Source organism: Nocardia sp. NPDC058114, from assembly GCF_042884695.1.
Classification (GTDB): domain Bacteria; phylum Actinomycetota; class Actinomycetes; order Mycobacteriales; family Mycobacteriaceae; genus Nocardia.
This window is the reverse complement of the sequence record NZ_JBHVTK010000002.1, coordinates 238,322-259,654: the sequence shown is the minus strand read 5'-3', so window position 1 is coordinate 259,654 and position 21,333 is coordinate 238,322. Positions and strand designations below refer to the sequence as shown.

17 protein-coding genes are annotated in these 21,333 nt (G+C 68.1%); 8 read left to right on the top strand and 9 right to left on the bottom strand.

The annotated features are described in order from the left end of the window. The first annotated feature begins 1 nt into the window (after position 1). The 6 genes from ACFVVI_RS09725 (at position 2) to ACFVVI_RS09700 (ending at position 6,272) form a co-directional block, all read left to right on the top strand. A complete protein-coding gene (locus ACFVVI_RS09725; protein WP_378990060.1) occupies positions 2-271 on the top strand; it encodes a hypothetical protein in 270 nt (89 codons plus the stop codon). Between the two features lie 15 nt (positions 272-286). Beyond that, positions 287-2,119: a glutamine--fructose-6-phosphate transaminase (isomerizing) gene (glmS, locus tag ACFVVI_RS09720; protein ID WP_387444894.1), complete on the top strand. Its 1,833-nt coding sequence runs from the start codon at positions 287-289 to the stop codon at positions 2,117-2,119. A 52-nt stretch (positions 2,120-2,171) separates the two neighbouring features. After that, complete coding sequence (gene pepN, locus ACFVVI_RS09715; RefSeq protein ID WP_387444892.1) at positions 2,172-4,640, top strand: aminopeptidase N; 2,469 nt, start codon at positions 2,172-2,174, stop codon at positions 4,638-4,640. 110 nt (positions 4,641-4,750) lie between these two features. Further along, on the top strand, positions 4,751-4,951 hold the full coding sequence (locus ACFVVI_RS09710; protein WP_378628880.1) for a hypothetical protein: 201 nt from the start codon (positions 4,751-4,753) through the stop codon (positions 4,949-4,951). A 50-nt stretch (positions 4,952-5,001) separates the two neighbouring features. Beyond that, positions 5,002-5,796: a SigB/SigF/SigG family RNA polymerase sigma factor gene (locus tag ACFVVI_RS09705; protein ID WP_387444888.1), complete on the top strand. Its 795-nt coding sequence runs from the start codon at positions 5,002-5,004 to the stop codon at positions 5,794-5,796. A gap of 236 nt (positions 5,797-6,032) precedes the next feature. Then, on the top strand, positions 6,033-6,272 hold the full coding sequence (locus ACFVVI_RS09700; protein ID WP_378990065.1) for a hypothetical protein: 240 nt from the start codon (positions 6,033-6,035) through the stop codon (positions 6,270-6,272). A gap of 36 nt (positions 6,273-6,308) precedes the next feature. On the opposite strand, the gene ACFVVI_RS09695 is transcribed toward ACFVVI_RS09700, so the two are convergent. From ACFVVI_RS09695 to ACFVVI_RS09685, 3 genes are all read right to left on the bottom strand, one after another. After that, entirely contained in the window at positions 6,309-8,891 is a 2,583-nt protein-coding gene (locus ACFVVI_RS09695; protein WP_387444887.1) for a LuxR C-terminal-related transcriptional regulator, read from the bottom strand. Between the two features lie 119 nt (positions 8,892-9,010). Beyond that, a complete protein-coding gene (locus tag ACFVVI_RS09690) occupies positions 9,011-10,105 on the bottom strand; it encodes a catalase family protein (RefSeq protein ID WP_387444885.1) in 1,095 nt (364 codons plus the stop codon). Continuing rightward, positions 10,102-11,889: a peroxidase family protein gene (locus ACFVVI_RS09685; RefSeq protein WP_387444882.1), complete on the bottom strand. Its 1,788-nt coding sequence runs from the start codon at positions 11,887-11,889 to the stop codon at positions 10,102-10,104. The genes ACFVVI_RS09690 and ACFVVI_RS09685 overlap by 4 nt, the downstream gene beginning before the upstream one ends. A gap of 293 nt (positions 11,890-12,182) precedes the next feature. Here ACFVVI_RS09685 and ACFVVI_RS09680 point away from each other — a divergent pair, with 293 nt between their 5' ends. Further along, complete coding sequence (locus ACFVVI_RS09680; protein ID WP_387444880.1) at positions 12,183-12,935, top strand: hypothetical protein; 753 nt, start codon at positions 12,183-12,185, stop codon at positions 12,933-12,935. Positions 12,936-13,088: 153 nt separating this feature from the next. Here the strand turns inward: ACFVVI_RS09680 and ACFVVI_RS09675 are convergent, their stop codons facing one another. The 3 genes from ACFVVI_RS09675 to legP all read right to left on the bottom strand — a co-directional run bounded on the left by ACFVVI_RS09675 (position 13,089) and on the right by legP (position 16,697). Further along, positions 13,089-13,487 carry a hypothetical protein gene (locus ACFVVI_RS09675; protein ID WP_378990071.1) on the bottom strand — a complete coding sequence of 133 codons (399 nt, stop codon included), beginning with the start codon at positions 13,485-13,487 and terminating at the stop codon, positions 13,089-13,091. A gap of 336 nt (positions 13,488-13,823) precedes the next feature. After that, positions 13,824-15,800 carry a trypsin-like serine peptidase gene (locus tag ACFVVI_RS09670; RefSeq protein ID WP_387444877.1) on the bottom strand — a complete coding sequence of 659 codons (1,977 nt, stop codon included), beginning with the start codon at positions 15,798-15,800 and terminating at the stop codon, positions 13,824-13,826. A gap of 111 nt (positions 15,801-15,911) precedes the next feature. Beyond that, on the bottom strand, positions 15,912-16,697 hold the full coding sequence (gene legP, locus ACFVVI_RS09665) for a Dot/Icm T4SS effector Zinc-dependent metalloprotease LegP (protein WP_387444874.1): 786 nt from the start codon (positions 16,695-16,697) through the stop codon (positions 15,912-15,914). Between the two features lie 328 nt (positions 16,698-17,025). On the opposite strand from legP, the gene ACFVVI_RS09660 reads away from it, so the two are divergent. After that, complete coding sequence (locus ACFVVI_RS09660; RefSeq protein WP_387444872.1) at positions 17,026-17,499, top strand: hypothetical protein; 474 nt, start codon at positions 17,026-17,028, stop codon at positions 17,497-17,499. A gap of 193 nt (positions 17,500-17,692) precedes the next feature. On the opposite strand, the gene ACFVVI_RS09655 is transcribed toward ACFVVI_RS09660, so the two are convergent. The 3 genes from ACFVVI_RS09655 to ACFVVI_RS09645 all read right to left on the bottom strand — a co-directional run bounded on the left by ACFVVI_RS09655 (position 17,693) and on the right by ACFVVI_RS09645 (position 21,326). After that, positions 17,693-18,898, bottom strand: coding sequence for a glycoside hydrolase family 76 protein (locus ACFVVI_RS09655; protein ID WP_387444869.1), 1,206 nt, complete (start codon positions 18,896-18,898; stop codon positions 17,693-17,695). A gap of 114 nt (positions 18,899-19,012) precedes the next feature. After that, positions 19,013-19,681, bottom strand: coding sequence for a TetR family transcriptional regulator (locus ACFVVI_RS09650; RefSeq protein ID WP_379312141.1), 669 nt, complete (start codon positions 19,679-19,681; stop codon positions 19,013-19,015). A gap of 49 nt (positions 19,682-19,730) precedes the next feature. Then, on the bottom strand, positions 19,731-21,326 hold the full coding sequence (locus ACFVVI_RS09645) for a GMC oxidoreductase (protein ID WP_387444867.1): 1,596 nt from the start codon (positions 21,324-21,326) through the stop codon (positions 19,731-19,733). Positions 21,327-21,333 lie beyond the last annotated feature (7 nt).

Here is a 21,333-nt window from a genome sequence, read left to right as displayed (position 1 = left end):
AGTGAATGACGGGGTACCCACCGAGTTGGTCCGCTATGTCGTGGCGTCCACCGGCCTACCCGAACGCGTGGCGGCCCGGGTCGTCGCCGACATCGTCGGCTACTTCGACGAGACGGCCGAGCAGTTCGTCCGGCGCAGGCATGCCGAGCTGCAAGCTCGGGAGATGCGCAATGCCGAGATCTGGCGACGCCTCGAGATCGAACTCGGCGAGCGCCCGGTCGCGGCACCGTCATTCACCGAACGGCAACTTCGTCGCATCGTCTACGGGTAAGGGGTTCATCACGCCATGTGTGGAATCGTCGGATACATCGGTCACCGGCAAGCTGTTCCCGTGCTGCTGGAGGGTCTGCATCGGCTCGAATATCGCGGCTACGATTCGGCCGGATTGGCACTGCCGCATCGCGGCAAGGCGCGCGTGTGCAAAACCCGGGGCAGGGTGCAGGACCTGCGCGACAAGGCCGACACCACCGCTCTGCGCGGCACCGTCGGCATCGCGCACACCCGCTGGGCCACCCACGGCGAGCCCAGTGACGCCAACGCCCACCCGCACACCGATGTCAGCGGCCGTATCGCCGTGGTGCACAACGGCATCGTCGAGAACGCCGAACAGCTGCGGGCCGAGCTGACCGCGCTCGGCATCGATCTCGTCTCCGACACCGACACCGAGGTGATCGCCCACCTGGTCGCGCGCGAGCTCGAGGAATCCGAATCTCTCGAAGACGCCGTTCGCGCCGCGCTGCACCGGGTTCGCGGCACCTACGGTCTGCTGGTCCTCGACGCGCGCCGCCCGGCCGAGCTGGTGGTCGCCCGCAACGGCAGCCCCATCGTGCTCGGCGTCGGCGACGGCGAGATGTTCGTGGCCTCCGATGTCGCCGCCCTCGTCCACCACACCCAGCGGGTGGTGTTCCTCGACGACGGCGAGCTGGCGACCATCCGCGACAGCGAATTCCGCACCAGCACACTGGGAGTCGAGTCCGAACAGACCGACAAGACCCCGACCACCATCGACATGGTGGCCGAGGACTACGCGCTCGGCGGATTCCCCGACTTCATGCGCAAGGAGATCGCCGAACAGAGTGAGGCGGTGCGCCGAGCGCTGCGTGGGCGCCTCGACGACCGCTTCGCCACCGCCCACCTCGGCGGGTTGAACATGGACGCCCGCGAACTGCGCAGTATCAGCAAGGTCGTCTTCCTCGGTTGCGGTTCGGCCTACTACGCGGGCCAGCTCGGTGCCCAGCTGATCGAGGAACTCGCCCGTATTCCGGCCACCGCGGAACCGGCCTCGGAGTTCCGCTACCGCAATCCGGTCGTCGATCCCGACGCGCTCTACGTCGCGATCAGTCAGTCCGGCGAAACCCTCGATACCCTCGCCGCGGTGCAGGAGCTACAGCGCAAGGGCGGCCGGGTCATCGGCGCCGTCAACGCGGTGGGCAGCGCGATCGCTCGCCAGTGCGGGGCAGGGGTGTTCCTGCACGCGGGCCCGGAGATCTCGGTTGCCTCGACCAAGGCATTGACCAATATGACCGTGTCGTTCACGATGCTGGCCCTGCTGCTGGGCCGGGTTCGCGACCTGTCGGCCGCCGACGGCCATCGCATCGTCGACGGCCTGCGCGCCCTGCCCGCCGCCATCGACCAGGTCCTCACCGACGAAGACGCGATCGCCGAGATCGCGCACCGTTACGCCAAGGCCCGCAGCATGTTCTTCATCGGCCGGGTACGGGCGTGGCCGGTCGCCCGCGAAGGCGCGCAGAAGCTCAAGGAGGTCTCCTACGTGCACGCCGAGGCCTACCAGGCCTCCGAGCTCAAACACGGCCCGCTCGCGCTGATCGACCAGGAGATGCCGAGCGTGGTGATCGTCCCCGACGACGAACTGCTGGCCAAGAACCTCAGCACCATCGAACAGATCAAGGCACGCGGCGGACCCGTGATCGCCGTCACGAACGCGGACCTGCCGCCGGACGCGGCCGACGAAGTGATCCGGGTCCCGCGCGTCGCACCGGAATTGGACCCGATGCTGCTCACGATTCCGCTGCAGCTGCTCGCCTATCACACGGCCATCGCGCTCGGCCGCGATGTCGACAAGCCGCGCAACCTCGCGAAAAGCGTCACCGTGGAGTAGTTGTCGCGTGGAGTGCGACGCACGGCGCCGGGGCGGCTGGCAGGATCGAGGCGTGAACACCGCGAACCTGAGCCGCTCCGAGACCGCCGCGCGATCGGCCGCGATCACCGTCCGCGCCTACCGCGTCGAACTCGATCTGTCGGCGGCCCCGGATCAGTCCCAGGATGGTTTCGCGACGACGACCACCGTCGAGTTCGGTGCCTCCGTCGAACAGACGTGGCTCGACTTCATCGGTCCGTCGGTGGAATCGGTGACCGTCAACGGCACGGATGTCGCCGTCGAGTACGACGGAGCCCGGCTCGCGCTCGTCGGCTTGTCGGAGACGAACGTCGTTGTCGTGCGGGGCACCGGTGCCTACAGCCGCTCCGGTGAGGGGCTGCATCGGTTCGTCGATCCGGTCGACAACCAGACCTATCTCTACACCCAGTACGAGCCGGCGGATGCGCGGCGGGTCTTCGCCTGCTTCGAACAGCCGGATATGAAGGCGCCGTTCACGTTCGCGGTGACCGCACCGGCCGGGTGGCAGGTGATCTCGAATCGGCCGTTCGCGGCAATCCAGGACAACGGCGTGCTCCAGAACGTCGAGTTCTCCCCCACCTTGCCGATCTCGACGTACATCACCGCGGTCGCGGCCGGCCCGTATCATCGCGTCGAATCGTCGTGGACGCGCGGGGAACTCACGATCCCGCTCGGGATCTATTGCCGCGCTTCGCTGGCCCGCTACCTGGACGCCGACACGATCTTCGAGGTGACGAAGCAGGGTCTGGGCTTCTTCGCCGAGAACTTCGACTACCCGTACCCGTGGGGCAAGTACGACCAGGTGTTCGTCCCCGAATACAACCTGGGTGCGATGGAGAACCCCGGGCTGGTCACGTTCACCGAGGCCTACGTGTTCCGTGGCGCGGCCACCGCCGCCCAGTACGAGGGCAGGGCCAACACGATCCTGCACGAGATGGCCCACATGTGGTTCGGCGATCTGGTCACGATGGTGTGGTGGGACGACCTGTGGCTCAAGGAATCCTTCGCCGACTACATGGGCGCACTCGCGAGTTCGGAGGCCACCGAGTGGACCGACGCCTGGGTGGCGTTCGCGAACCGCCGCAAGGCCTGGGCCTATCTGCAGGATCAGCTGCCGACCACGCACCCGATCGTCGCCGATATCACCGACCTCGAGGCCGCCAAACTCAATTTCGACGGCATCACCTATGCCAAGGGCGCGAGCGTACTCAAACAGTTGGTCGCCTATGTCGGCCGGGAGGAGTTCTTCTCGGGTGTACGCCGGTATTTCCGCACCTACGCATTCGGCAACACGACTCTCGACGACCTGCTGGCCGAATTGTCGGCGGATTCCGGCCGCGATCTGGCGGGCTGGGCGCGGGCCTGGCTGCAAACGACCGGGGTGTCCACGCTGACCCTCGACAGCGGTGCGATCGTGCAAACCGATCCGCGTCCGCACCGGCTCGCTGTCGGGCTCTACGACTTCGATGCCGAGGGTGACTTGGTGATTCGCGAGCGCGTGGAACTCGACATCGTCGACGCTCACACACCGGTGACTCTCGCACCCGCTGCGCTGCGTCTGCTCAACGACGGTGATCTCACCTACGCGAAGGTCCGTCTCGACGTGGATTCGCTCGCCACCGTGGAGAGTTCACTGAATCGGGTCACCGACCCCCTGGCGCGCGGACTGATCTGGTCGGCACTGTGGAACGCCACCCGCGACGGCGAACTCCACGCCGAACGCTACCTGTCGATGGCTCGTGATTTCGCGCCCGTCGAAACGAACATGGCGCTGCTCACCGCGGTCCTGGCGAACGCGTCTTTCACCATCGGGCACTATCTGCCCGATCCGGCGCGGGAACGGTGGCGCGGTGAATGGCTCGAATCCTGCTGGGCCACACTGCATTCGTCGGCACCGGGTTCCGGCGCGCAGCTGGCGTGGGCGCGGGCGGTGGCGGCCGCCGCCACCGTCGACGGCCACCGTGCCACCGACATCCGGGCGATCCTGCTCGACCGGGCACCGGAGGGCCTGGCCCTGGATCCCGATCTGCGCTGGGCGCTGTGGACGGCGCTGGCCGCCACCGGTGAGGCCAAGCTCGCCGACCTGGACGCCGAGGGGGAACGAGACGGCACCGCATCGGGGCGAACCGCTCACCTGCGCGCACTCGCGGCCCGCCCGCGAGCGGATGTCAAAGCCGCGGCATGGGATTCTGCGCTGGGCGACCCCACCCTGACCAACGACCACCTCGACGCCACCATCGACGGGTTCCGCGCCGGCCGCCACCGCGACCTGATCGCACGCTACGACGACGACTATTTCGCGGCACTGCGCACGGTGTGGGATCAGCGGAGCATCGAGATCGCTCGACGCATCGTGGTCGGGCTCTTTCCCGCCGCCGATTCGCTCGACGGGGTCGACCGATGGCTCGCCGCGAATGCCGACGCACCGAGTTCGTTGCGTCGCTTGGTCGTCGAACAGCGTGACCACCTCGCCCGCGATCTGCGCGTGCGCGATGCAAACTGATCTTTCCCATTGCACGTCGGGTCAAACATCTAAATCCGAAAAAGTCGCCCTGTCAACCCCAGTCGACCAATAACGGTTTAATAACCGACGCGTTGGTGAACCCTTGATCTATGACCAACTCACGTAATCGGACAACGAGTACGCCGAGCATGGATCTGACCAGCACCACCATCATGTTGGCCACCTGCGTGTTCTTCCTCTTCGGCCTGGCTGCGCTCACCGGATCGCTGCCCGCCGCGATCTTCGGCGCCGTCGGCCTCGGCGCGGGAATGATGATGACGTTCAGAATGCTGGACCTGCACGCACTGTAGGTTCACCTCCGCAGATCCGGAGAGCATTCGAAGGCCAGGAGCTGATCCGCATGTCCGAGACCACCGACCGCATCTACGAAAACGCCGAACCCCTGTTCGCACACTGGGCGCTGACCGATCCCCGCAGCCCCGAACACGACGCTCTGCGGGACCGGATCATCGAGGTCTGTCTACCGCTCGCCGAGCACATCGCTCGCAAGTACGCAGGCCGTGGCGAGATCTTCGACGACCTGCTCCAGACCGCGCGGCTCGGCATGGTCATGGCGGTCGACCGCTACGACGTGACCACCGGTTCACCGTTCCTCGGCTTCGCGGTGCCGACCATCATGGGTGAGGTGCGCAGGCATTTCCGCGATCACATCTGGCCACTGCACGTTCCCCGTCGCGAGAAAGAACTCCAGGGCAAGGTCAGGGAAGCGACCGAAGAGATGAGCCGTCGGCTCCAGCGCTCCCCCACCGCCCACGAACTCGCCGCCGAGCTCGACGTGCCGGTCACCGACATCGCCCGAACCCTCGTGGCGGCCAATGCTTTCCAGACCCGCAGCCTCGACACTCCCGCCCGCGACAACGACGGCGATCCCGGCATGACCGTCGCCGAGACGTTCGGCGACCTGGATCCGAGCTACCGTCTCACCGAAGACACGATCACCGTCGCGCCGCTGCTGGCGCAGCTGTCGCCGCAGGACCGGCAATTGCTGATCTGGCGGTTCTACGACACGCTCTCCCAAGGCGAAATCGCCGAACGCCTCGGCGTGTCCCAGATGAGTGTCTCCCGCAAGCTCACCAGACTGCTGGGTGATCTGCGTGCCAAGGCCGCCGACGACCAGACGGTACCCGTGGCCTGATCTTCGGCCCGCCCGCACCGTGTCGAAACGATGCGGTGCGGGCTTCGACCGATACCGTCCATTGACTCTGCGGCTACCGGGCTGCACAGTTGATAAAGCAGAATCTCGCGCGTGTCGTGGCGGCGTCCACCGGGTCGGCGCTGTTCACATGGTGTGTCAGTGTGGTGCTCGCCGGCGGGAAGGGTGCGATGACGATGCGCGGTCGACGGAATCGACGGGACCGAGAGATTCGCGAAGTGCGGGAGATCCGGGCCAGTCCGGCCCACCAAACCGCGAAATTCTTGCTGTCGGTGCTGATGCTGGTCTGGTTCGGGGCCGGGCTGGCAGCGGCGATGCAGCGGGACTACTTCACCAATACCCCGGCCAATTGCGGCGATCTGGGCACGATCGGACTCACGGTGCTCGCGGGCCCACTCAACTACCTCGGCATGAACCCGAAGGTCTCCGAATGCCAGTTGCCGGAGCCGAGCCGATGAGCGCACGCGCGATCGGATACCGGTAGCCCGCGTACCTCAGATGAGTTCGGCGAGCTGGTCGCGGTCGGTGGCGTCGAGCTTGATGCAGGCCCGGTAGATGTGGCCTTCGACGGTGCGGACCGAGACACAGAGTCGTTCGGCGATCGCGCGGTTGGACAGGCCACGGCCGATCAGAGCGGCGATCTCGCGTTCGCGTTCGGTGATCGGCAGGGGGCGCGCCGCCGCGGTGACAGCGGGAGTGCCCGCGCCGTCGCAGCGGGCAGCCAGGGCCATCGCGCGGGCGGCCGCCTGGGCGCTGGGCCTGCGCTGTCCGGCGTGGTCGTAGATCGGCACCGTCTGCGCCGCGGCGTCGGCTGCCGACAGCAGGAGCCCCGCGGACTCGAACTCGCGGCTGACCGCGGCGAGCGCGCGGGGGTCGGCAGCGGCGAGGGCAGCGGCGTGGCGGGCGTAGATCGCCGCCACCGGGCCCTGGACACGACCGGCGATGGTCGTGAGCCGGGTGGCAAGGGTGCGATCGCCGAACCGGGTGGCATGGTGCAGAGCTTCGGCTTCCATGGCGTACTGACCGGCGCTGTGCGCCAGGTCGGCGGCCTTGCGTGCCAGGTCCACCGCCGAGTGCGCGCTGTGTTCGGCAGCGGCCAGCCAGGCGCGCGCGATGATGCGCTGCGGTTCGTGCAGGGCCATGTGTGGCCCGCTGTGCTCGTCGGCGTCACCGAGCACCCGCGCGGCCTGTTCGACCTCGCCCAGCGCCGCGTAGGCCCGGGCGAGCAGCAGCCGCGCCGGCAGCTTCCACGGCAGCGAATTCTCGGCGTTGAGCGCCGCCAGCGCCTGTTCGAAGGCGGTGATCGCTTCGCGGAACCGTCCCCGATAGGTGGCGACGACCCCGTCGGCGATGCGCGCGATCGCCCAGCCGACGAACTGCCCTGCCGAGGAGAACTCGCGGTATTCGGTCGCGCGCTGCTCGGCGAGGTCGAGGTCGCCGATGGTGGTCAGGGCGAGAACGTCGCCGTAGCGGACCATCACCCGGATGATCCCGTCGGTGGACTTCTGCTGCGCGCGGCCGCAGGCAGCGATCGGCGCGAAGTCGGCGCCGCGACCGGCCACCGGCATTGCCAGGCCCAGGGCGAACGCGGCGAAATCGACGGCCTGGCGGGGTGAGTTCGGATCGGCGATCACCCGCTCGGCAGCCTCGATTCCCTCGTCGAGGTGGTTTTCATGGACCGCCATCGCCGCCGCGGCGGCATCGACCGTCAGGCGAAGAGCGGGATACTCGACGCGGGTGCGCAGCATCTCGACCAGGTCGCGGGCGTGGTCGACATCGCCGAGCGACCAGAACTGCAAGCTGGCGCGCACCACACCCCACTGCACCAGTTGCAGCGGATCGAGGCGGTCGGGATCGAACCGGGCCAGGATCTCGTCGGCATGCTGGGGCCTGCCCTGCCAGAGCAGTGCGCGGGAGAGCAGTTCGGCCGCGCGCAGCCCACCGCCACGCTCGCACGCGGCGCGCGCGAGCCGTTCGCCCAGCGGCAGATTGGCCAGCGACACCGCGTCCTTGGCCGCGTCGATCAGCAAGACGATGTCGATCGGCCGATCGCTTTCCACGCACAGTCGCGCCAGCCGGATCCGGTGGGCCGGTGTGCTCAGGTCACGGTCCTGCAGCGTCTCGACGAGACGTCCGCGCCGGGTGCGCGCGGCGGCTGTGCCGAGACGGCAGCGCACCACCTCACCGAGCAGCGGATGACTGAACCGGACATCGACGACCCCGTTGTGGCTCGTGACCCGGATGAGGCCGGTGACCTCGGCAGCGTCCACGGCGTCGGCGCCGACGAGCTCGCTGAGGATGTCGACGTCGAGCGGCTCGTGCACAGCCAGCGTCTCCAGCACGTCGAGCACAGGCGCGCCCGCCCTGCTCAACCGCTCGCCGAGCAACTCGACCAGACCCGAGGGCACCGCGGTGGGCCCGCGCAACTGCCAGACGCCGTTGACGTCGGTCAGAGTGCTCGCCTCGACGCCCCCCTCGACCATGTTGCGCAGGAACAGTGGGTTGCCTCCCGAGGACTCCCACATCACATCGGCGCTCAGCCCCTCCAGCGTCCCGCCGAGCACGGTCTCGACGAGTTCGGTGCACTGGGTTTTGGTGAACGGCGCCAACTCGATTCGCTCGAGGTACCCGTCCTTCCACAGTGAGGTGACCGCGTCGGGCAGCGATTCCCCGGTGCGCACGGTGGCGATGATGCGGGCCCCACGGTCGACGGCGATCTGGTGCACCAGCGTGGCCGAGAGGATGTCGAGCAGGTGCGCGTCGTCGACGCCGATCACCGTATCGGGCTGGGCGAGCACGTTCTCCCGGGCCGAATGCAGCAGCGCGAGCGGATCGCGCGACACCGACGCGGCGATCCAGGGCGCGAATGCACCGAGTGGAATGGCTTGTGACGACGCGGTACAGGCCACCCAGCGCACCGGCTCGGACAGCACAGCGGTGACCATTCGGGCCAGGGTGGTCTTGCCGACGCCCGCGGCACCGACGAGGATCACGCCACCGGTGTCGCGGTTCGTCAAAGCCTTACGGACGGCGTCATATTCGGCGGGACGATCGAGCAGCTGCCAGAGTCCGCCCATACATGAAAAGTGTAGTTCCCGTCCGGCCCTGTCACAACGACTCGGCCCGGCGACACGGCCGACGCGCGGGTGGACCGGCGCGGCGGGCGCGCGCGGCGCATGGGCGGGTGCCGCGATGGTCACGGCGGGAGCTCGGTGGCGTCACGGGGCTCGAGCCGCGGCGCGTTGTTGACGTCGTGGCGGTAGTTGCTCGAGGCCTCGTACACGCGCTTCTTGAGCCGGTTGATCGAGCCGAGCGGCCGGTGCGCGTCCAGGCCACGCCAGGAGTTGAACGAGAGCACGTCGTCACCGTAGGCACGCCGCTGCGGGGTGTACGGATCCTGCACGTCGAAGCGGATGGTCGCCACGGTGCGGTGCGGTGAGTCGTCTTCGGGCCATGGCACAGTCGCGTCCTCGATCGGCATGGTGGCGGTATCGGTGCACAGTTGCGCGCGCAGTTCGTAGGTGGCGCTGTGCGCGGCGAAGAAGTCGACGATCAGGTCCTGATGGGCATTGACTCCCGCGTCGGGGTCGACCGGTTGCCCTTGCAGTGCAACGACTTCCGGCGACACCGGCACGTAGAGCAGCTTGGCCACATAGTCGCCGTAGCGCAGCGGCGCCGAGGAGTAGAAGGTCTCGCCGAGGATGTGGGTGTTGGGTGCGACGAAGACACCGAGATTCGGTGGCACGCTGCGCCCGATCCGGCGCAGCACGTGTGTGTTCAGCGCGGCGACGAGGTCGCTGCCCGCGCGCAGGGCGGCGTCGGGCAGCCGGGCCAGCACCCACGCGGTCGGCATGCCCTTGGTGAGGTAGGCGTGCGCGTCGGCGAAGAGGAACTCGCGGTGGGTGACCATGATGAAGTCCTGCGTGCTCGCCTCGTCGTCGGGCAGCGCACGTGGCCCGTGTACCCCGAGCACCTTGATCCCGAGTCCGCGGACGCCGCGTAGCTGGTCGCTGCGGATCACCCCGGAGGTGCTCGACAACCGCGCGATCACCGGATAGGTGCCCGGGGTGGCGAACATGCCCTGGGCCAGTTCGGGTGGCAGACCCGCGGGCACCGTCAATTCGCCGCGCAGGATGGCGTGACTCTTGGCATGGGCGTCGCGCAAACCTCGCTTGTACTTGCGGTAGGCGCGTTCATTGTTGTCGCGCAGAACCGTGATGATCTTGTCGATGATCTGTTCTTCGTCGGGCCGCGGTTGTTCCAGGTCCTCGCGGTAGCTCACATAGCTCATCGCGGGCTCCTCCACGGGGCGAACGGATTCGCGACGTCCTCCAGCGCAGGCGCGAGGGTCGGAAAATGGCGCAGCAGCACGCTGCGCATCGTGTTGTCACGCACCCAGGCCAAGCCCGCCTCGGTGTAGATCTCGGGCCGGAAGTCGGTGGTGAAGAACCGGTCCGCCGACAGCCGCCGCGACGCCATCAGCACGAACACGCGAAAGGCGGTGTCGCTGAAGCCGAAACCGGGCGGCTTGGGCTCGGCGTAGAGGCCGATCATCAGGTCGACATCGTCCACGTCGCCGTAGACCTGTTCGAGTTCGCGTGCCCACCGCGGGTCATCGGTGAGTTCGTCGAACGAGGTGACCGGCGGTAGGCGCAGGTGCCGCCGGAACTCGTTGTAGCGCGGCACACCTCGCTCGCGGACCCGCAGGATGTCGACGGTCGCGAGATCGAGCAGCGGTTGGCCCGGACGCTCGAGCTGTTGGAGGTGAACGGGGTAGTTGTGCAGCGTCAATGCGCCGGGGTTGGCTCGGCCGAAGGAGTAGAGCAGCGTGTCCATCGCCGTCTCGGCGAGCCGTTCGCGGATGTGGGCGACGCCGAGGTCGGGCAGCGGGTGCTCGGCCAGCACGGTGTCGTCGGCAAGGCTGCGGACGACGAGCGCGTCGGGGATCAGCGGATGCATGCGGTAGACCGAGACGAACTCCTCGGTGAGCGAGTACGGCACTCCGCTGTCGTCGCGCGCGGAACCCGGTATGCCGCACAGCACTTCGTTGCCGATGAAGTGGCCGAAGCGCCGCGAAACCCGCTCTCCCAGCACGCCGAACCAGTTCGCGCGCATAGCCGCCACGGTGGTGGGATGGGCGATCACGGCCGGTGTCCAGTCGACAGTGTGGATCTTCGCGATCAACGCGGAGTTGACCAGCCGGGCGGTGTCGTAGAGCCGCTGGTCGTTCATGTCGGGGTAGCGCCGGGTCAGGCGGGCACAGATCGCGTTGTGTTCGCGCAGGAACAGCGAGTGCAGCAGGGCCAGGCCCACCCAGGCGTTGGCCGCCGAGGGATCGAGTGCCACCAGCCGCTCGGCGTCCAGCGGCGGGAGTCCGAGTTCGTCGATCACGAGCTGGCCGTGCTTTCCCGATCGCAGGGAAGCGGCGAATTCCGCTGTCTTGCCGTAGATCTGAGAGGCATCCCACCAGTGGGTCTCGCCGGTGACGTAGGTCGGCGCGGCGCCCGGGTCAGGGGCGGGCACCGTCACCGTGCGCGGGATCGCCATCGGGGGGTGCGGCCACGGATCATCGTCGTCCAGGGTGACGACGAAGGGGTCCTGTTCGGCGGGGTCGTGCACGAACCAGTCGTGCACCTCGAACTGGATCCAGGCCGCAGCCAGCAGATTCAGGGTGGTGGCCGGCTGGAATCGGTCGCGCGTGAGCAGCTGCCTGCTGATCGTGCGCGGGTTGGGTTCCATGATCCGCGCGGGATCCTCGGGGTAGGTGCGATCGAGTGGGACGTTGCGGCCGAATCGGCAGCCGATCGAGCCCGCGCGCGGGTCGTCGGGGCTGTTGTAGGTGCCCTCGACGGTGCGTGCGTTGCGGTGTTCGCCGGCGTCGTCCGGGGGCAACGGTCCGGCCGGATGCGGGCCGGTGTCGAAGAGGTTGCGCGCCCGCAGTCTGCTGCGCAGGCCGACCAGCACGGCCAACCCCAACGGGGTCGGTAGCCGGAACCAGCCGACCCGCCGGTCGAGCGCCTCCGCGGCGGTGACCAATGCGCGAGTGACCAGTGTTTGCTGCTGTGCGTCGACCATCGAGAACCTCCACGGAATGGCGCGTGCTCGCCGCCTACCGGACCGATCGAATCCAGTCTCCGGCGCCTGGTCAGGCCTGTCACGAGTAGTCCACTACGCGCGGGCACGCGCACGCGGGCACCGGGGCGCCGATCCGGCGCAGCTGTCGTCGATGGTCCTCGCTCGACCCGGACGCACGACCTGATCGGGTAGCGCACTACGCGCGCGCCGCGGCCCGTCGATGGGCGAATCTGGCTTCCAGGGGGCCCGCGCACCGCGGGCAATACCCGTCACAGCGACAGAAAGGGGGCCCGGTGATCACGCCGATCGAGATCAAAGTGAACCTCGACGGGGATGTCGCGGGCGCACTGCGCCGACTCCGATGTCCCGACACCGCCGCGGTCTACCGCGACATCTGGTTCGCCGAGCCGCTGCACCCGGGTACCGCGGGGGCGCCCACGCTGCTGTCGAGCCGCATCGTCATCCGGTTGCGCAGCGGCGCGGAGGAAGACGATCTCACCGTCAAACTGCGACCGTGCGTGCCCTCCCAGCTGGCGGGCCGCTGGGGGTCGCCCTTCACCGAGCCGGGTGTGCGGTACCGCATCGAAAGCGACTGGTCGGCCGATCGGCGGATGCTGTCGGCCTCGGCGATCAGCTCCCGGCCTGCCGGTTCGCTGCGCGCGGCCGTGGCCCGGGGTGTCGATGTCACCGGCGCGCTCCACTCGGCTCAGCGCCAGTTCCTGGTCAGCTGCACGCCGCCCGGCGTCGCGGTCGACCACCTGCGCGCGATGGGACCGGTCGCTTCGGCACGGTGGACGGGGGTACCGGTGGGGACATTGCGCGCCGATGTCGAACGGTGGAGCACCACAGGACTCGATCTGGTCGAGCTGTCGCTGAAAGTCACACCGCAACAAGCCGATTCGCCCGTTGATCTGCACCTGCGCGCGCTCGACGCCCGGCGCGAACTCGAAGCCGCCCTGCGTACGCTCGGCCTGACGATCGCGTCAGGTGATACCAAAACCGAGCAGGTGCTCACCGCACTGGCGGCGGCGCACCGGCTCGGGTAACGCTCGGCAGGGGGTCGATGACCGGTCCTGATCGACGTCGTCGGCGACGCGGACCTGCCCTGCGACTGCCACGGTGCCGGATGGCCTGGATCGACCACGCTGTCGATCGGAGCCCGGATTCCGGCGGACCCGTGACACTGCCATCGCGGCGGCTCAATTGGCGATGATGAAGTTGAACAGCACCCTGATATTGCGGTTCCACCCCACGTGATATCGCACTGTCATCGTGCCGTCGGCGTGCGGAACCACATTCAGGACCTGGGTGGTGGCAGGTCCGAGGAACGGGATGTTGTTGGTGTCGATCTCGGTCAGACTCACCGAGACCTGACTATCTGCCCGCACGTCGGCGTTCGGGAATCCGAATACCCAGGCACCTGTTCCATGGGTGCGCAGGATCTTCTGTGCCCAGAAGATCGATGTGATGTTGGTCTGGTCGATCGCCCGAACGTCGGCTTCTTCGGCGCCGTAGCCGGTTTTCGCCGACTCGAACACCTCTTCTTCGGTATCCGCGCTCGCTGCCACGACCGCGTCTTCCGTATCCGTCTCCAACATTTCGGCGCCCTTTCTCGGCGGAAAAACTCTCTGGAGCTATCGTCGCGCGTGGGCGCGCGGGCGCGAATGCGTAATCCACTACCCGAATACGCGCGGATGCGGCGACGGTTGTGTCGCACATTCGAGTAGTCCGCCACGCAATCGAGTTCGACACGGCCGAAGGAGGATCGAGAAGGGCCGATTTCTCGGAGGAACGGCAGTGAGCGGATATTCCTTATCTGTTCACGATCAACGCGGGCGCCGATCTTCTCGATCAGCGCCCGTTCACGCCGTAGCGCCGAGGGTGCGGGCCCACCTGCCTGTGTCGAGTGATTGTCGTGCGAATCATGGTGTGGCTCAGGCGGACAGCGTGTGTCCGATCGTGGCCGCCACCGCGGCGTGGGCGAGGTATTCGGCGATGTCGTGCGCCCGCTCCTTGGGGTTCTCGACCGGGAGGTCGCGCAGATCCGGCCCCCAGGCCTGACGCAGTGGGCAGCCGATGGCGATCGGATCGCCGGCGTACCAGGTGTTGAGCCATTCACCGACCCGCTCGGGCCTGCTCGGCCCGCCCGTCAGCAGCTTGCGGTACACCCCGTCCATCCCGAGCGGGCTGCCCGCCGTCACCAGCAGTCGCACGTTCAGTTCGCGGGGCAGCTGGGTGAGCAGATCCATCGCGACCACCGTGCCGAGACTGTGGCTGACCAGGATCAGGTCGCCCTCGGTGGGCGCATCGATGAGCACCGTGTCCAGCACACTCTTGCGGACCCGCTCGTCGTCGAGATAGGCGGCGACGTCTTTGAAGATGGCGCCGATGAGCGCGGAATCGAGGCCGCTGCGGGCGGCGATCCAGCTGAGCTGGTCGCGCAACCGCCCCAGCACCACCGCACCGAACCCGCCGAAGAGTTCGCGCGCTTGCGGGTCGGTGGGCAGGTCACCGGCGTCCGGCATCCCGGCCCGGCGCGCGGCCTCGGCGACCAGGCTCTCGTAGAGTGCCGGACCGGAGTCGACGGCCTCGCGGGTGTCCATGCTCTCCACGAGCTGGTCACCGTAGAAGGGGAAGTACACATCGGCGGGGTCGATGGGGCTCAGGCCGGCGAGGGTGAGTCCCTTGTTCAAACCCGCTGTCCAGTTGCGGCGCAATTCGACCGGGTCACGGCCCTGTTGTCCGCGTCCGTGCAGGAACAGCACGCTGCGTCGACCACCGAACGCGCTCGACCGACCACGCAGGCCGCGCACCAGGCTTTCGGCGGCCGACCCCCGTGGCGGCACCGGCAGTCCGGCAACCGCCTCGCTCGGTGCGACCGCCGCGAGCCCGAGTTCGTCGAGCAGGGCGCGCTGGGCCGGATCGAACTGCCGCGATCCGAGATCGTGCAACAGCACGCTCACCCGAACGCCCTCGTTGGCGATCCAGTCGATCGCGTCGTCGCCGTCCCCGGACTGCCACAGTTTGCCGTCCTTGCGCAGCACCCGGCCTTTGTCGTCCTTCTTCGGGACTCCGGCGTGATGCAGCGCCACGATCTCCCACTGATCGTTGAAGACCGGCGAGCCCGAATTCCCCGGTTCGGTGTCGGAGGCGTAGTGCAGGAAGTCGTCGAGTTGCAGGTCGAGGCGGTTGTGCCGGATCGAGATCTCCTTGAGCCGGCCCGAGGGGTGCCCGACGACGTTCATCGCCTCACCGATCACGATCTTGCCGGGCTTGGCGATCAGCGGATTCCAGCCGAATGTGGCGCCGGGCGCCACACCGTCGGGCCCCGGCGCCACACGCACAACGGTGTAGTCGAGGTGTTTGTCGGTCACGAAGAAGTCGTCGGGCGCCAGGCGATAGCGCACGGTGGGGTTCGGGACGTTGTCGATGTCGACCTCGGCCCGGAATTCGATCACCACCGACTCGGCCGCCCCCCGCGTCGGCAGCACATGATTGTTGGTGAGCAGCAGTTGCGGCGACACCATCGAACCGGTACCCATCGGCACCTCACGGCCGTTGTCGGCCAACGAGATACGCGCCACCGCCGCGGCGGCGCGAGCACCGCGGGTCAGGAAGTTCGCGGCCTGCAACTCGTTGGCGAAGCCGATGACCCGCTCGAGCGAGCGGATGCTGTCGACCGGGTCCTGCCTGCCGAGTTCGATCACCGCCTGCGCGGGGACTTCGCCGGTGACGAGCAGCCGGTCGGCGCGGGCGAGAATCTGTTCCTTGGTGTCGACGACATCGGACTCGGTCACCGCCCGCAGGCGCGTCACCTCATCGCGTTGCGCCTCGGTGTCGTCGAATCGCTGCGATGCGGCATCCATCTGTTCGTGCCACGCGGTGGTACGAGCTTCGCTCTCGGTATCCATGGGTCACCTCGCCCGGAGAATGTGTGCTGGGGTATTCAGCGTGGGCGCGTGCGCGGTGCCGATCACGAGTAGTGGACCACTCGACTTCACCGCGCGGGCACCTGCGCGATGTCACGGATAGATCGTGTGGGCGGCGTTCACATCGCCGGCCGACAACGCGGAGCGCTGGCCCATCGTCACGCCGGGCGGCACGGGCACACGCGCGAGGATCGTCGCCTGCCCAGTGGTGCTGAACGCCGTCGCGGGGTAGTGCATGATCGAGCCGAAGTCGTAGCCGCCGACGTCGTCGCCGTCGGTGATGTGCTGATCGAAGTTGTGCCGGTGCGCCGGGTCGACCCGGTCGAGCCGCACCGCGATGAAGTTGCCCCGGTCCTCTCTGCTCTGCTCGTGCCAGAGTCCGAGCGCGTGCCCCATCTCGTGGACCACGGTGCCCACGGGCGCGGAAGCGGCGAGTTCGATCGTCTGCCGTCCGCCCCGCCGCCCGACCGGCGACCGGCTCGACGTGCTGGGCACGAACCGTACGAAGTCGCCGTCGGCGCCGGTGCGCGGGACGAACCGGATCCTGGTGCGTGCGTTCCAGTGTGCGACCGCGTCGAAGACCCGCTGCGGTGCGGGCAGGGCCGGGTCGACCTCGAAGGGGACCACGGCATTCGGCCAGCGGAACACCGCACCGGAGACCACCACGCCTTCCTGTCGACGGCGGGCATCGATCTCCTCGACGGTGCCGAGCACGATGTCGCCCTCGAAGATCGCGAGGTCGTCGACCGCGGCGTAGCGCAGTTCGCGTACCCCGTGCGCGACACTGCCGATCAGCGCGGAGCCCGCCTCCGGGCCGGAATGGAATTCGCCGGTGTCGTCGGTGTCGACGGCCGATCGAAGGGTGTCGTCGATGATCATGGCGGTCGTGCTTCCTGTGTCGGAGTCGACAACGGCGGGATCCGTCGCCTCTGCTGGAAAGCGTGGCCCGCCGGCCTGCCGGCGCGCGTGAGTAGCGCGCTACCCGATCACGCGCGGGCGCGATCGGGTCACCTCCCCGCAATCGATCAGCCAGGCAACGAGCTCATCGGCCTCGGGTCCCACACGGTCACGGGGTCGGACCCGGCCGGTGGAGTGGTCGGACCTGCTGACACGCGTGCGGCCCGCGGCCCCGCACTGACTACGCTGACAACAGCCCGCATACGCAGGTAGGCGAGGCACGTGTACCGACCCGCGAGGAGAACTACCCATGTGGCCGTCCGACTGGCCTTCGTCAGCCCGCGCGATCGCGACCGCCGTCGAGGCCGCCGTCAGCGCGGCGAGGGCAGCCGACGAACCCCGATTCAGCGCGACCACCGCGGATCTGTCCGAACTCCCCGCCGACCAGGTCACCTCGGTGCTGGCGGGGATAGTTCGCGACCTGCTCGAGATCGCGCATCCGGACGGTCTCACCGGCGACGATGTGCGCGCCGTGCTGGAATCGGTGGTACGCCGATCGGCGACGTGGCTGCCCCGACTCGACGCCGCCGCGGTCTTCAGCGCACTCGCCGGGGCGCTCGGGATCGACGAGTCGGCCGAAACCGACCGGGAGTGGACGAACCCCCAACCCGCGGCGGTACTCCTGATCGAGTACCTCGCCGATCTCGCCCGGACACCCCCGGGTGACGCCGTTCAGCGCGCGATCAACGAGATCGCCAGGGCCGAAACCGTCGAAATGCCCTGAGCCGCTTCACGCCTCGTCGAGCAGCCGCCGGATCTCGGCGCACAGGGCGGCTGCCACACGATCGGCGGGCAGGGGCGGCAGACCCGCTTCGAGCAGAGCGTCCGTGACATTGAGCCCGACGGCCGGCTCGGCGCCGGCGGTGCGCGAATACCGTTCCAGCAGTTGCCCCTTCTCGCCGGGTGAATGAGGCCGGTCAGTGGCCCGCAGCGGTGAGCCGGTAGTCCGCTTCGAGCAGCATCCATGCGCTCAGCTGCACCGAGAGGTCCCGGCTCAGGTTCGCCGACGATGCGGCGGACGCGTCCGCGAGCTGGAGAAAGGTCCCCGGATGCTCGGGCACCGCGACCGGGCGGGTCCAGTCCGCGCCGAACAGCGGCAACCCGTTCACCTCGGCACGGTTTTCCCAAGCCGCCCGGGCGGAGGCGTGCACGATATTCGCCGCGGTCGTGTTGTTCAGCGACAGTGCGGCTTCGGCGAGAAAACGCGCGAGGATTCCCATGAAGAGCCCGGAATCGTTTCCGGCGGCGGCGACGATCACCCCCCTGGCGGTGAGCCGCTGCTCGACCGCGGCGATCACGGCGGCAGCACGATGACGATGAACCGATTCGCCTGTGCGCAGCGCCAATTCGGCCTCCAGCCCGATGGTCACACCCTGGCAGTAGGTGTGCACGGTGCGGTCCACCTGCCCACCGGGCTCGTGGACCCCATCGTGGATCAGGCCGCTGGCGGTGTCACGCAATCGCGTGTGCAGGAAATCGGCCAGTTGGCCGGCGCGGTCGAGTTCACCGAGGCGCGCCAGCGCGATGCCGGTCGGGCCGATCGCGGGCGTGTTGTAGAAGTCGTCGCCGTTGCGCCATGGCACCGCACCCACATCCGGGTTCCATCCTTCGAGCAGGGCGCCCCGCAGATTCCCGATCGCGTCGCCGAAACGGACGTCGAGCAGTCGCTCGGCACGCTCGAGGGCGATTGCCAACCACCCCATGTCGTCGTAGTAGCGGTTGGTCCAACCGGTGATGTTGCGGGCGCGGATACCGCGTGCGAGGGCGACGACCCGATCAACGCGGTCGGGAGTGCTGGTTCGGTGCGCGGCATCGATCGCGCAGTCGAGCAGGTGTGCTTGCCACCAGTAACACCATCGCCCGAGCAAGGACCTTTCGGTCAGGTCCGCAGGCCACGCGAGCACTCCCAGCCGATAGTCGGGCAAACCGAGCAGCGAGTGCACATGCCGCTGCACGATCGCCTGTTCGGCCAGGTCGGCGCGCTCTCCCGGACCGCTGTCGACCGAGCACTTCCGCGTGATCGTGCCCGCCTGTGTCGGCTGTGCCACCGCGGTCAGCGCGATCGCCGCCCCCGCAGCGCACAGCACGCTGCGCCGACTGAACTCGTGGTTCAGGCGATCCATTCGCTCGGACTCCTCCTACTGGGCATCGGCGTCGGTGCCGAACCCTCAGAGTCCCGTGTCGCGATTGCCAAAGCTTGAACTGCTCCGGTGCGGCGTGAAAACGTTTCACACCGGTTACGGCTCGTCGGCCTCGGTGCCCGGGGAGTAGGGCGAGCTGAAACCGGGCACCCACTCGAACGGAGTCGCCCCCGCACCGGCGGTCCGCTCGGCGGCCGCGGCGAACGGAGCGTTGTTCTGAGTCAGCCGGCCGATGGCGCGTTCGAGTGCGGGCAGGATCTCGGTGATCGCCAGATCACCGTGCGCGAAACGTCCCAGCAGCGCATAGACCATGTTGGTCAGCACGAGGGCGAGATCGGCCGCGTAGTCCTCGTCGAGGCTGGCGAACATCGTGCTCACCGCGGGCAACACCGCGGCGAAACCCTGCGCGTCGAGTCGCTGCCCACCCGGACCGGAGCGTGCGTGGTAGTAGGCGGCGAGCATCCGTGGGTGACGCTCCCACGGCTCGAACACGTAGCGGGTCACCCGCTTCAACACATCGGCGAGCGATTCGTCGGCTCGCGGCGGGTCGAGTTCGGTGTAGGTGTTCGTGGCCATCCACTGCGCGACCGCGGCGAGCACGAGTTCGTCGCGGGTGGGGTACAGCTTGTAGACCGTGGTCAGCGACACCTGGGCGACGCGGGCCACCCGGCGCAGCTGAACCGCGTCATACCCCTCCGATTCGAGCAACGACAGGGTGGTTTCGGTGATCTTGCGCGCGGGATCACCTTCGCCCTTTCTAGCCACCACGTCACAGTAGTCCATCGTCTCGTCGCGCCACCGAGGCGATTCGATCTCAGATGCGCGTTCCCACATCCGCGGCGACGAGGTTGTCCAAGGCCCGCTCCGCGACCGCCGCGATCGTCATCGACGGATTGCACGCGGCGGCGTTACCCGGCAACAGCGCACCGTCGAGCACGTAGAGCCCCGGCTGGTCATGGACGCGGCCGTCCAGGTCGCACACCGAGCCCATGCTCGCCCCACCCAGCGGATGCCAGGTCGAGGGAAACAGCGAGTTGGTGTCCAGCAACATCCCGGTCGAACCCGCGATGCGGCGCACGGCGGGGTCGATGTGGTTGTTCTGGATGGTCCGGTCGCCGTCGTGGGGCCAGTGCAGAATCGCGTCGTCGCGGGCGGCGTCGTAGGTGAACGATCCGCGACTGTCACTGACGCCGTAGCCGACGAGCATCGTACTGCCCGGATCCACCGACATCGGCGGGATGGAGGCCTGGATCACGGTGTGCGCAGCCTGCGGATCGTCCCAGTTCTTACTGCCGTAGACCACCGGACCACCTTGTGCCGCACCGAAGTTCGCGGCGGGTTCCGACCAGACATAGATGCGATCGGCGTTGGTGCCCCAGTTCTGGCCGAGCCCGTCGGGCAGGTCGGGAATCAGGCCCTTGGCACCGGCTCGCACGAGCAACCGGGTGGTGTTGAGACTGCCCGCCGCCAGGATCACCGATCCCGCGGTGAGTACCTTGTTCTCGACCACGGCACCCGCGGTGTCGAGACGCTGCACGTGCACGGTCCAGCGACCGTCGCGGGCGCGTTCGAGATCGGTCACCTCGTGCAGGGTCTGCACCTGGCACCGGCCGGTGGCTTCGGCGGCGGCGATGTAGGTGACGTCGACAGAGTGCTTGCCGCCGTTGTTGACCCCCATCGCACCGTCACCGTTGGTGTAGGAGGGTTTCATCTCCCCGCGCAGCTCGGCCAGCGCGAAGTTCCAGTCGATGGGCATCGGGATCTTCGACAGCGGCATCCCGGCCCCGCGTACTCGATCCGCGAAGACCCTTGCGGCCCGGTAGTTGTCGGCGGCGATCAGCTCGTCGGGAGCTTCGGCCAGCCCGAGCATCCGTGCCACTCGCGGATAGTGCACCCGATCCATCGTCGCCCAGTCCAGCTCTTCGGGAAAATGCGCGTTGAACACCGCCTCGGCGGGCTGCAGCGACATGCCCTGGTAGACCAGCGATCCGCCACCGACACCGGCGGCGCACAGCGCGGTCATGTTCACCCCGGGCACCGCCTCCACCAACCCGGCGTACGGGTCGAACACGAGCGGTCGCCCGAACAGGTTCGGGCTCGATCGGTACCACAGCAATCGCTTGTCCGGGGCGGACGCGCGCGGGAAGGTTTCGGCGTTCGGACCGCTGGGCCACCGCTGACCTCGCTCCAGAACCGTCACCGTGACACCTGCTTGCGCCAACCGCAGCGCGCTGACGCCGCCACCGAACCCCGACCCGATCACCACCACCCGATGGTCCTCGTAGGTCAGCGGAACATTGTTGGACCGCAACGCGATCGGAGTCGGCGTGCCCGTGGGGCGGGCACCGAGAAGTAGCCCACTCGCCGTTGCCGCGGCAACCAGCATCGAGCGGCGCGAAATGGCTTTCACACACAGA

Coding starts and splice junctions, on each gene's coding strand:
- glmS (WP_387444894.1), top strand. CDS start 287: ATGTGTGGAATCGTCGGATACATCGGTCACCGGCAAGCTGTTCCCGTG.
- ACFVVI_RS09710 (WP_378628880.1), top strand. CDS start 4,751: ATGACCAACTCACGTAATCGGACAACGAGTACGCCGAGCATGGATCTG.
- ACFVVI_RS09705 (WP_387444888.1), top strand. CDS start 5,002: ATGTCCGAGACCACCGACCGCATCTACGAAAACGCCGAACCCCTGTTC.
- ACFVVI_RS09695 (WP_387444887.1), bottom strand. CDS start 8,891: ATGGGCGGACTCTGGCAGCTGCTCGATCGTCCCGCCGAATATGACGCC.
- ACFVVI_RS09690 (WP_387444885.1), bottom strand. CDS start 10,105: ATGAGCTATGTGAGCTACCGCGAGGACCTGGAACAACCGCGGCCCGAC.
- ACFVVI_RS09685 (WP_387444882.1), bottom strand. CDS start 11,889: ATGGTCGACGCACAGCAGCAAACACTGGTCACTCGCGCATTGGTCACC.
- ACFVVI_RS09675 (WP_378990071.1), bottom strand. CDS start 13,487: ATGTTGGAGACGGATACGGAAGACGCGGTCGTGGCAGCGAGCGCGGAT.
- ACFVVI_RS09670 (WP_387444877.1), bottom strand. CDS start 15,800: ATGGATACCGAGAGCGAAGCTCGTACCACCGCGTGGCACGAACAGATG.
- legP (WP_387444874.1), bottom strand. CDS start 16,697: ATGATCATCGACGACACCCTTCGATCGGCCGTCGACACCGACGACACC.
- ACFVVI_RS09660 (WP_387444872.1), top strand. CDS start 17,026: ATGTGGCCGTCCGACTGGCCTTCGTCAGCCCGCGCGATCGCGACCGCC.
- ACFVVI_RS09655 (WP_387444869.1), bottom strand. CDS start 18,898: ATGGATCGCCTGAACCACGAGTTCAGTCGGCGCAGCGTGCTGTGCGCT.